At 59.2% G+C, this 11,333-nt stretch carries 10 protein-coding genes and 1 tRNA gene; 9 read left to right on the top strand and 2 right to left on the bottom strand.

What is annotated here, in order from left to right; genetic code table 11:
- The 4 genes from EN932_RS17665 to EN932_RS17650 all read left to right on the top strand — a co-directional run.
- Positions 1 to 274, top strand: a 274-nt coding sequence (locus tag EN932_RS17665; RefSeq protein ID WP_128368949.1) for a VOC family protein, incomplete at its 5' end; no start/stop codon positions are given.
- A gap of 127 nt (positions 275 to 401) precedes the next feature.
- Positions 402 to 476: transfer RNA gene (locus EN932_RS17660), tRNA-Gln, on the top strand.
- Positions 477 to 697: 221 nt separating this feature from the next.
- Positions 698 to 2,788, top strand: coding sequence for a glycosyltransferase family 25 protein (locus EN932_RS17655; protein ID WP_063171674.1), 2,091 nt, complete (start codon positions 698 to 700; stop codon positions 2,786 to 2,788).
- Positions 2,789 to 2,956: 168 nt separating this feature from the next.
- On the top strand, positions 2,957 to 3,829 hold the full coding sequence (locus EN932_RS17650) for a phytanoyl-CoA dioxygenase family protein (RefSeq protein WP_245321922.1): 873 nt from the start codon (positions 2,957 to 2,959) through the stop codon (positions 3,827 to 3,829).
- A gap of 86 nt (positions 3,830 to 3,915) precedes the next feature.
- Here EN932_RS17650 and EN932_RS17645 read toward each other — a convergent pair whose 3' ends face one another.
- Positions 3,916 to 4,815, bottom strand: coding sequence for a LysR family transcriptional regulator (locus EN932_RS17645; RefSeq protein WP_013532748.1), 900 nt, complete (start codon positions 4,813 to 4,815; stop codon positions 3,916 to 3,918).
- A gap of 128 nt (positions 4,816 to 4,943) precedes the next feature.
- Between EN932_RS17645 and EN932_RS17640 the strand changes: the two genes are divergently transcribed.
- From EN932_RS17640 to EN932_RS17620, 5 genes are all read left to right on the top strand, one after another.
- On the top strand, positions 4,944 to 6,581 hold the full coding sequence (locus tag EN932_RS17640; RefSeq protein ID WP_127369181.1) for an ABC transporter substrate-binding protein: 1,638 nt from the start codon (positions 4,944 to 4,946) through the stop codon (positions 6,579 to 6,581).
- Positions 6,582 to 7,342: 761 nt separating this feature from the next.
- Positions 7,343 to 8,545 (top strand): alpha-2,8-polysialyltransferase family protein, encoded by a 1,203-nt coding sequence (locus EN932_RS17635; RefSeq protein ID WP_245465026.1) that lies wholly within the window; start codon positions 7,343 to 7,345, stop codon positions 8,543 to 8,545.
- A 75-nt stretch (positions 8,546 to 8,620) separates the two neighbouring features.
- Complete coding sequence (locus EN932_RS17630) at positions 8,621 to 9,502, top strand: hypothetical protein (protein WP_127369182.1); 882 nt, start codon at positions 8,621 to 8,623, stop codon at positions 9,500 to 9,502.
- A gap of 92 nt (positions 9,503 to 9,594) precedes the next feature.
- Positions 9,595 to 9,963, top strand: a complete 369-nt coding sequence (locus EN932_RS17625; protein ID WP_013532752.1) for a hypothetical protein — start codon at positions 9,595 to 9,597, stop codon at positions 9,961 to 9,963.
- A gap of 180 nt (positions 9,964 to 10,143) precedes the next feature.
- Entirely contained in the window at positions 10,144 to 10,359 is a 216-nt protein-coding gene (locus EN932_RS17620; protein WP_082826424.1) for a hypothetical protein, read from the top strand.
- A gap of 263 nt (positions 10,360 to 10,622) precedes the next feature.
- Here EN932_RS17620 and EN932_RS17615 read toward each other — a convergent pair.
- Positions 10,623 to 11,333 (bottom strand): AAA family ATPase (locus tag EN932_RS17615; protein ID WP_164890518.1); only part of this gene is annotated, 711 nt, incomplete at its 5' end.

The raw sequence follows: 11,333 nt of genomic DNA, 5'->3' as shown, positions 1-11,333 counted from the left end.
CTTCTACAGTTCCGCCTTTGCCTGGTCGTTCACTGACTATGGGCCGACCTATTCGGCCTTTGCCGAAGGCCTGGACGGGGGTTTTCAGGCCGACGCCGCCGAAGCGCCATCAAAGCCGCTGCCGGTGCTCTACAGCAGGGATCTGGAGGCGACCCTCGAGGCTGTCGAAAACGCCGGCGGCACGGTCGTCAAACCGATCTTCGCGTTCCCTGGCGGCCGCCGTTTCCACTTTGCCGATCCGGCCGGCAACGAGATGGCGGTGTGGTCCGAATAGCCAGCTCGTGCCGTCTGGCGGCGTTGCTTTTGCTGCCCAAACAGGCGTTCTCACCACCATTCATGGGGCATTGTGCTTTTTGGCTGCTCTGCTAATAACGCGCCGCACAAGCGACTCTGACGGCAATTGGGGCGTCGCCAAGTGGTAAGGCATCGGTTTTTGGTACCGACATTCCCAGGTTCGAATCCTGGCGCCCCAGCCATCCCGCTCAGGTCCGTTCCGGACACTTAGGACCGAGAGTACCTTTGCGATCTTCCATGAAGCCGATCGGCTAACAGTTCGATTGTGTCATAAATTCAGATGAGCCAAAGCCATCGCGGCAAATTCAGGTCTTGCACATGATCTGGACAGTGTCGCCTTGAACATCTCCTTCTTTCCATACATAGGTCGGCCGGGTGGGTGGCGGCTCAACATGGAACTTCAATGAACCTTCCTATCTTCGCCATCAACCTCGATCGCGAGACCCAGCGCTGGAGCGAATTGCTCGCAAGCGCCGAAGCGGCAGGCCTGACCTTGCAGCGCATTGCCGCCGTCGACGGCCGTGCGCTTGCCAAAGAGGCCTGGACGGAGATCGATCTGCCAGCCGCACGCAAGCTGAGCGGGCGCGACATCCTTTCCGGCGAATATGCCTGTTACCGCAGCCATATCCAGGCGCTGGAAACGTTCGTGGCCGGTGGCAGCGCCCATGGGCTGATCGTCGAGGACGACGTCCTCTTCAGCGAAAACACCATGCGGCGCATCGAGGCCATCATCGCGGCGGTGCCGGATTTCGACGTCATCAAACTGATCAACCATCGCATCAGCTTCTTCATGCGCGCCGTCGAGACGGCGGAAGGCGACGAGATCGGTCGTGCGCTGCATGGCCCGCAAGGCTCGGCCGCCGCCTATCTGGTGACGCGGGAGGGCGCGCAGGGTCTGTTGTCGGCGCTCGCCGTCATGAAAATGCCATGGGACGTCGCGCTCGAACGCTTTTGGGATACCGGCCTGAAGGTCTATTCCGCCCGCCAAAACGTGCTTGGCTTCGCCGCCAGCAGCGAGATCTCCGGCATAGCCGGTCCCTCGGGAAGCTACAAATCCGCAAGGTTGGGGGGGCCGAGCCGGCTACGTGCCGGGGTGTTGCGGGCCGGTGACGAGCTGCGCCGCCTGCATCACGTCCTGCTGCGGCCCCCTTTGCCGCGAGATACCCTGGACTATGCCAAGGACAACGCGCCGCGCCACACCTTGCTTCTGTTGCTTGCGGCACTCGCCATTCTGGCCATGGTTTCCGCGGTGTGGCGTGAGGCAGACACCTACCGCTATGCGGGCCTGGCGCTGGCCCTGGTCGCGGTCATCCGCTGGTTCAGGGTGGATCTGTGGACCTACAGCAAACCACTGATCGGTTGGGTCGGCTTCCTGTGTCTGGGCTGGTCGCTCTATGTCTTCATACGACTGGCGATCGTCTATTTCGGCACCCACCAGTTGGGTGGCGCCGAAGGCATTTACATGTTTCCGCTGTTCTATGCGACGACCGGATTCGCCTTTCTGCTGTTTGTCAGGCAGCCCGCACGGCTGGTCCTCTGGTTCATGATCCTCAGTCTTGTCTTCCTGGCGGCGGACACCGCCTGTTCGAACATGTTTCAGGATATCCAACCGGCCCCGTGGCTTTTCAACAATCCCATCCACGCGTCGGTGGCGGCCGGTTTCATCTTCCTCTGCACGCTGCAATTCATGGCTTACACGGCCCAGAGAACGGACCTCGGGAAAGCAACCAAGAACCTTTATTGGGCGCTGTCGACAGCCGTCCTGCTGCTTGCCGTCGTCAATATCATCGAGATGCGGTCAAAGGGCGTGTGGCTTGCGCTTGCGCTTGCGCTGCTCCTGTTGACGGTCATGACCCTGGCGAGAGGCCATCGCCGCGAACTGTTGGTTTCGGGTGGCGTGCTGGCGATCGTGGCGGCCGGCATTGTCGCAACACACAACATCTTCTCGTCCACCGCCGGCGACACCATGACCTTCGTCAAAACCCTGGTTCCGGATGTGTTCAGGCATGGCGTCCTTCCCGCATTCGACCGCGCCATCGCGAGCGATGCGGTTCCGCTTGCAGCCAAGGAAAGGCTGATGCTGTGGGCGGATGCGATCGATATCTGGAAACGCCACCCGATCTTCGGAGCCAGTTCCAGCTGGCTGACCGAGTGGGAGAACAGAACCTATCATCCCATGATCTTAAACGTCTTCCACAATGGTTATCTGGAAATTGCCGTGCGCTATGGTCTGGTCGGACTGGCGTTCTTTGCCTTTCTCTACACCTGGTCGGCCAGGCAGGTTCTGCTGGCCATGCGAGCCAAGCTTGTCGCTCCGGCCGCATGGTCCTGCTACATCTCCACACTGGTTTTCTTCGCCCTCAGCATCCTTACCAATTCCAACAACCGGCTGGCCATGGGTGAGGCCTTCATGTGGTTTGCCGCGGCGTTCGGCTTCTATTGTTTTTATGTTCGCCAGCAGAAGAACCTTGTCGCGCCGCGAACCTATTTTTAGGGCCTAACGGCGCAGCACGTATCTGATCAGCCGGTTGCGGCCAATGCACCTTTGAGGCCCCGCTCAATTTCCCGATAATCGGGAAAGTCGATGCCAAAATCCACGGCTTATCGCCGGCAACCCGTTTGTTACGATCGACACAGATCACAGACGGGGGTTGTCACGGATATGCTGACGGACAGGCAGGCACGCGAAGCGGTGGAGCAGTACCGCGAGGAAGGATATGCGGTCGTTCGACAATTCGTCGACGGCGACGAGATGATCCGGCTGAAGAAGGAAACCGATGCGGTCTATGCCGAAGGCCTCAAGCATCACGCCACCTTCCGGCACGGCAACCTGAATTTCCAGATCCTGCCTGAATCGGACTTTGGCCAACGCTATGTGCTGCAGGCTTACTGGTTTTCCTGGATGAATTCCTATTTCGAGCAGTTCCGCCGCAATCCCGACTATCTGAAGCTGCTCGAGGGTCTGATCGGTCGCGACATAAAACAGATCGCCCAACAGCTGCACTGGAAGCCGCCCGGCGCCAATGTCACGGGTTATCGCTTCCACCAGGATCTGCGCTTTCGTAACCAGGCCGCCTTCGACAATGTCGCCGACGCCACCGTGACAACAGGCCTCGCGGTCGATCGGGCGACGCTGGACAATGGCTGCCTTCAGGTCGTGCCCGGCAGCCACAAGCTCGGCTATCTCGGCCTGTCGGACGAGGGAACCGGCGAGCTGATGAAGGGTCTGACCGCCGAAGAAGAGTTGCGCAAGGTCGGCATCGACCCGGCGACCATCGTTCCGCTGGTGCTGGAGCCGGGCGATCTTGCTTTATGGGGGCTGCTCACCGTGCACGGCTCCTCGCCCAACAGGTCACAGCACGACCGCGCCTTTGCACTGTCCAGCTATGTGCGGGCGGATACGACGCAACGTGGCGAATGGGCGTTCAGGGACGGTGTTTCGGTGCCGCTCGGCAAGACGCCGGCATTGTGCAAATACGAAAAGCTCTTCGAGGAGCCGGGACCGATGTACGACACCACCGCCTGGTGGAAATGACGCTGCCGCGTCGGGCGACGGGGGCAGCAGGGGCCTGGCGTTCGCGCCAGGCCCCTGACGGCGTTGGCCGGCAATCCGGCAGCATTTCATGCGGTGAAGTCGGCCGACAGTTCGCGGATCAGGAAATCGACGAACGCGCGCACCTTGGCCGCAATATAGGTGCGGTGCGGATAGAGTGCGTAGATCGGGCTGGAGCCGGGGCGAAACTCATCCAGCTGCACTTCCAGCCGGCCGTCGCTGATCGCAGCATCGACCAGCAGGCTGGGCAGATTGCCGATGCCGAAACCGGCGGTGGTCATCTGGTAGGCGGCCTCGACGCTGTTGGTCGAGATGCGCCCGCCGACAGCCGCATCGAAAGGGCCGTCTGGTCCGATGAAAGGCCATGTGCCAAGCCGCTTGGCGAAATTGCTCAGCACGCAGGAATGGCTTGCCAGCTCATCCGGGTGGACCGGGCGGCCGTTTGTGTCCCAATAATCGGGCGTGGCGCAGACATAGTTGCGAACTTCCCCAAGCCGGCGGGCAATCAAGGCGGAATCGGCCTGACCGCCGAAGCGGATGGCGACATCGTAGCCTTCCTCGACAATGCCGACGACATAACGCGCGGTGAGGTCGAACTCGATCGTGGTGAGCGGGTTCTCTTCGAGGAATTTCGGCACCAGCTTGGTTATGCGCGTGTGGCCCAGAACATTGGAGCAGGAAACCCGGATCAGGCCGCGCGTCTCCTTGTGCAGGCCGCGCGTCGAATCCTGCAGTTCGGAAATGTCGTCGAGCAGGATGCGGGCACGCGGAGCATAGTCGCGGCCCGCCTCTGTGAGGCTGAGGCGCCTTGTGGTGCGATTGATGAGCCGGACGCCGAGGTCGTCTTCCAGTTCCTTGATGGTGCGGCTGACGGCCGTCGTCGACATGTTGAGATCGCGCGCCGCCGCCGACAGGCTGCCCAGCAGGCAGACCCGATCGAACACCCGCATCGCCGTCAGAAGATTCATCTTGCCTTCCCCTCGCCGTCGCGGCCCCGCCGCCATCGGCTGCGTCTTGTAGAAAACAGCGCCCAGCAACGACGCGGCAAGGGCATTCCACCGAATTTGGGCGTAAAATCAACAATGGGAGAACCGATATGACATCCAGACCTCTTCATCCGGCGATCGGCACATTTGCGAAAGGCGCGAAGAGCGGCGCGCTTGGCCGCCGCGAGTTCCTGGCGTTGGCCAGCGCCTTCGGTGCCAGCACGGCGATTGCCTATGGGCTCATCGGTCAACCGGTTCCGGCGCGGGCCGAGGAAGCCGCCCAACCCAGAAAGGGCGGCGTGCTGCGTGTTGCCATGCAGGTGATGGAGCTGGAAGACCCGCGCAAGTTCAAGGTTTCGCAGATGGGCAACATCGCCATGCAGTTTCTCGAACCGCTGGTGCGCTGGAAGCCGGATTTCACCTTCGAGCCGGTGCTGCTGCAGAGCTGGGAGATCAATGCGGACGCCACGGAATATGTGCTCAAGGTGCGCCCAGGGGTGAAGTGGTCGAACGGCGACGATTTCACCGCCACGGATGTCGCATTCAACATCACGCGCTGGTGTGAGAAGGATGCCGCCGGCAACTCGATGGCGGGGCGCATGACCGCCCTGATCGATCCCGACACCAAGGTGGCGCGCACTGGTGCCATCGAGGTTCGCGACGACCACACCGTGGTCCTGAAACTGTCGCAGCCCGACATCACCATTATCCCTGCGATGACCGACTACCCGGCATTGATCGTCCACCGCACGTTCAATCCGAAGGCAGCGCCACTGTCGGCCAACCCCGTTTCCACGGGTCCATTCGAGCTTAAAAAACTCGATGTCGGCGTTGCTGCCTCGGTGCGCAAGCGGCCGGACGGGTCGTGGTGGGGCGGTGAGGTGTTCCTCGACGGCATCGACTGGACCGACTACGGCACCGACTCGGCCGCCACCGTCTCCGCTTTCGAATCCGGTGAGATCGACCTGAACGGCCAGACGCAGTCCTATGACGTCGCCATGCTCGACAGGCTGGGCCTGAAGAAAAGCGAGATCGTCACCGCCGCCACCCTGGTCTCGCGCTGCAACGTCAACGCCAAACCCTATGACGACAAGCGCGTGCGCAACGCCATACAGCTTGCGGTCGATAACGAAGCGGTGCTGCAACTGGGCGCCGACGGCATGGGCATCGTCGCGCAGAACGATCATGTCGGACCGATGCATCCCGAACACGCCGACCTGCCGCCGATCAAACGTGATCCGGCCCGGGCCAGGGCATTGCTCAAGGAAGCCGGCCAGCTCGATTTCGAGTTCGATCTGATCTCGGTCGAAGCCGACTACCGCAAGGAAAGCTCCGATGCCGTCGCCCAGCAGATGCGCGACGCCGGCTTCAAGGTGAAACGCACCGTCATCCCGGAATCGGCGTTCTGGAACGACTGGACGAAGTATCCCTTCGCGACGACCAATTGGAACGCCCGACCGCTCGGCATCCAGACCTATGCGCTTGCCTATCAGACCGGTTCGGCATGGAACGAGACGGGGTTCGCCGATCCAGACTTCGATGCCAAGGTCCACAAGGCCAATTCCATCGCCGATCCGGAGCAGCGCCGTGTGGTAATGAAGGAACTCCAGGTCATGCTGCAGGATTCCGGCATCATCGTTCAGCCTTACTGGCGAAAGCTGTTCTGCCATATGAAACCTTCCTTGATGGGCTACCAAATGCACCAGGCCTATGAGCAGGATTTCACACGGGCCTGGCTCGCCGCCTGATCGCGGACGACCCCTCCGACAGGGCGGCGCATTTTCTGGCGCCGCCCTTAGAGCAGTTCACCGTTTCACGGAAACGGCGAGCTGCTCTAACTCTTTGTTTTGAGGCAATTTTGGCCGGAAAACCGCTTCACACTTTTCCTAGAATTGCTCTGGCCTGCTCACCGGGGACGTTGCGCCGAAGCGTCGGCCTCAAGGGCGTTCGAGGGGCAGTGCGGGCTTTGTATCGGGCATGATGCGCAGATGCGCCCACACATGCCCTGCCTTGTCAGGTCGGCCGGGATTGCAGGCCGCCACACCGGACCGGCTGGCACATCAAGTGTGTGAAACATTCTGGTTTCTGCCTCTGTCATCATCTAGCTCCGGTTCATGGCTGGAGCTTACTTTTGACTGGGGGCAGCGAAACCCGCTTTCCCGGGCAACGACCTTCCCGAGAACCGGGAGAATTCGTGCTCTTGGTGCCGAGAGGGACCCGAAGCAGCAAGACGACCGCATGAGCGGTCTGCCGCACCGGGTGCTATTGCCGGATCTCGACAGGTCTCTGCCGCTCAGTTGAAGTGAATTCGCCTGCCTATTGTGCGGAACTCTAGCCTGTCTTGGACGTTAGACCCGCCATCTGAAAGATATTTCCTACCGACGCGATAGGCAGTATTACGAAGCGGGTGGGACGCCCCGAGCCACACGGCCTGTCGGATATGAAGCAATTTTGCGGTTGAGATCGCGGAACATGCAGCGTTATTTCCATCCGATCTGGAGATCTTAAATTGCCAGCTCGAATATGCTGCGTCTTTGGCAGCTGGCAATTGCTCAGCCTGGTTGCCTCACTTCGCCAATCAACAATGGATGGAAGCTCCCCGGCGGATCAGGAGCATGAGGACTATCTCCTGCTTTATGAAACGGCCGGCGTTTCCGAGCATTTCAAGACCGGTCTTGCTGAACTTGCGTCTAAAGTATGGACCTGGAGACGGATCATATGGGCGTACGACCTTCTGACGTCCGAGCGTAAATATGGGCAACTGCAAATTTTCCGGATCCATCGTCTGATCCGAGACACAATTGGTCTCGACGCGAGTTCCGTAGCTGAAATCTGGGCCTGCTTCGTTAACCGGCCGTCGGAAAAAATACTGCTGGATTCATACCCTGAAGCCAAGATCGTTTTGTATGAGGATGGCTTGACGTCATACCTTCCATTCGAGATGGCAACCATGGCACGGCCGCCGGGCACAAGGTTTCGACGACGCATCACCGCGGTCTTGATTGCAGGACTCTCTACAATTTCACCGGCGTTCCGATTGAGGAAAGCGGCCGACAGGATAGAAAGACACCATCTGAGACGGGTGACGAAGTTTTATTCTTTGCTTCACGAAATCCCCATTCACGATGCACTGGAGAACGTACCAAGATTTCAGGTCGGCGCTTCGCTGATGCGCGACGTAATAGGTGAAGCCTGCAGGGATGCGCTTTCCGGCGGCGATGAACATTGCCGTGCGTCAGCCAACCCACGGATCCTGCTGCTCGGCCAGGCATTGTCGCGAAACCGCATAATGTCGTACGCGCAAGAGGCGGCGATCTATAGACGAATTGCGGAGCAGATCGTCGAGAGGGGATACGACGTCGTCTGGAAGGAACATCCCAGAATAAGCAAGCCCTTTTTCCCCGAATTGCTGGATGCAGTTGGCAATGTGACGGCCGACGCCAACACCAGGATCATGGAAGCTAACCTGCCACACATATATCCGATAGAGCTTTTCGTATCCCGGATGAACATCGTTGGCTGCGTCTCCGGCACGTCAGCTGCCCTTCTTTACCTGAAGTGGCTTTACGGCATCAAAACATACACTTTTGCGGAAACCCTGGTGCCCCTCATGACTGGCGCGGATATTCTAATGAGCGAAATGGTAAAAGCCCATGCGGAGCCCTTTTCAACGCTCCAATCTTTGAACGAGACGCAGAAAGGGATGCGTTGAAAGGCGGTAACCCGAACAGGTTGAACACGATCCTCGCTGTCCAAATTCGGACAAACTCGATCTGGGACACCATCGATGTCAAAGCCGCTTTCAGTCCTTCAACGAGCCACCAAGGCCGACGTTCGATCGGAGCCGTTTCCACACATCATCCTGCGCGACGCCCTTCCCCTCGATCTCTACCAGGAATTGGACGGCACGTTTCCCGCTCCGGAAACGCTCGAAATCGATACACGCCGCAACAACACCAGGTGGGATTATGAGGCCCACCGCGTTCGGTCGAACGAAGCCGTGCCGCAAATATGGCGCGATTTTATCGCCTACCATGTATCGCAAGCATTTTTCGGCGAGGTCGCCGACCTGTTCTACGACGATATTCACAAGCTTTACCCTGATTATTACCCCAATTATGAACGCCTCAAGAATATGAAAGCGGGCATCAGGTTTAGTGACACCTATGCAACGCGCGACATACTGATGGATGCGATGCTCAGCGGGAACACGCCGGTGACCAATGCCGGCTCGGTGCGGACAAGCCACATCGACAATGGCGACAAGCTATTTTCTGGCCTGTTTTATATGAGGCCGGAAGATTATGATGCCGTTGGCGGGGACCTGACAATTAGTCGTTTCCAGTCCAAATACGCCACGCTGAAAGCCAAAGCGACACTCTTCAATGATGCCTATGTCGACGACACCCATTTGGAATGCGTCGAAACAGTTCAATACGACAAGAACATTCTTGTATTGTTCATCAACTCGATTGAATCGGTCCACGGCGTCACAGTCCGCCAACCCACCAACAAATCCCGGCTTTTCGTCAATCTGGTTGGAGAAGTCGAAAAGCCATTCTACATCAAAGGAAAAAAGATACGGCCGCGCTACGTCCCGGCGCATCAAAATCAGGATGAGGCGGAACAGACCTGGCTGAAAAAGCTCAAGCAAAAATTGCGGCTTTAGAAGAACAACGCCGTCGATCCGAGTTTCAGCCTGAACTGCCAATACCGAGCCGGATTCGACTTTCCCGGCGGCTAGGCAAAGATTGGAACAGAATGAGATTTTATCCAGCCGTCGAACGGATCGCCTTTTTCGCCACGCTTGCCGCTGTTCTTGCCCTTGCACTGCTGCCTATACCCCGACTTGAAGAGTACGGGATCGATATCGGTTTCCGTTCCGACAAGCTGAACCACGCCAGCGCCTTTGCCGTCATGACTTTCCTTGGAGGGCTCGGCTGGCCCGATCGAAAAGCAAGACTAATCGTCTTCCTGGCCATGATTGGAGCGGCGATCGAGGTCCTGCAGGGCACGGCGCTGATACGGCGCGATCTGGATGTGTTCGACTGGTTTGCCGATTGCGCCGGCATCGCATGTGGCCTCGTGGCCGTGATCTGTGTGAACTGGATCTTGCGGCGCAGAGGTTGAGCCCGCTCTCAAGCCTTATCTGCACGGCGCCGATAGCCACAGGAGTTCGCCCTCGGCTCCATTGACTCAGCGAAATCGGATTGCAACGATCCGATCCGAGAGTGAGCGATTTTTCTAACTTGGCCGGACAGATATTTTGGGCGCGGCACCCAGGAAGTGCGCCATCAGTATTGAGGGACGATGACGATCAAGATCAGGCTTCCGGGCGGTGTATTGAAGGTCAAGCAACGTTATGAGTTGCGGCGGCGAGAGTACAAGGGCGAAGTCCCGGTCTGGCAGTTTGGCAAATATTTCGTCATCTGGTGGCCCAGTACAATTCCTGATCGCCCCTCCAGGAGCTCGAATACTGATGAGGAACTTGAAATGAATCTTCCATCGTCTGGAGAAAGCACGTAAGCTCTATGCATCATGGCTTTGCGAATCAGATTGCCGGGGGGCACACTGAAGGTGAAGACCTACCGGGAACTGCGTGATCGCGAGCGGGATCACAGGGTGCCTGTGCTGAAACTGGGCTCGCTCTATTTCGTCTGGTCCCCGGCCAAACATCATTCGCACAGGCACAGTCCGCGGCCCTGACATTTTTTGCCGAGCGAGAACCGCTTGCACCCTTTTCCTGAAATTGCTCCGGTGCGGCCCATTCCAGCCAGCGCTGACCTGGGTCAGCTTGCCTCGCGCATGGCCTCGGCCGCCTGCAGGTCGACCGACACCAATTGGCTGACGCCCTGTTCGGCCATGGTGACGCCGAACAGCCGGTTCATGCGCGCCATGGTGATGGGATTGTGGGTGATGATGACGAAGCGCGTCTCGGTGGTGGCGGCCATTTCGTCCATCAGGTTGCAGAAGCGCTCGACATTGTGGTCGTCGAGCGGGGCGTCGACTTCGTCGAGCACGCAGATCGGCGCCGGATTGGTCAGGAACACCGCGAAGATCAGCGACATCGCCGTCAACGCCTGCTCGCCGCCCGACAGCAGCGTCATGGTCTGCGGCTTCTTGCCGGGCGGGCGGGCCAGGATTTCGAGGCCGGCCTCGAGCGGATCGTCGGATTCGATCAGCTGCAATTCCGCCGTGCCGCCGCCGAACAGATGCGAGAACAGCCGCTGGAAATGGCCGTTGACGACATCGAAGGCGGCAAGCAGCCGCTCGCGGCCTTCGCGGTTGAGGCTCTGGATCGCCTGCCTGAGCTTGCGGATCGCCTCGATGATGTCCTCGCGCTCCGACACGATCGCCTCCAGCCGGTCGGAAAGCTCCTTCTGCTCTTCCTCTGCGCGCAGATTGACGGCGCCCAGCCGTTCGCGCTCGATCTTCAGCCGGTCCATCTGACGCTCGATCTCGGGCATCTCAGGCATCGGGCTGTCAGCCTCCCGACCGGT

The organism is Mesorhizobium sp. M7A.F.Ca.US.002.01.1.1, assembly GCF_004022955.1.
GTDB lineage: Bacteria > Pseudomonadota > Alphaproteobacteria > Rhizobiales > Rhizobiaceae > Mesorhizobium > Mesorhizobium ciceri.
This window is presented reverse-complemented; position numbering and strand designations above follow the sequence as displayed.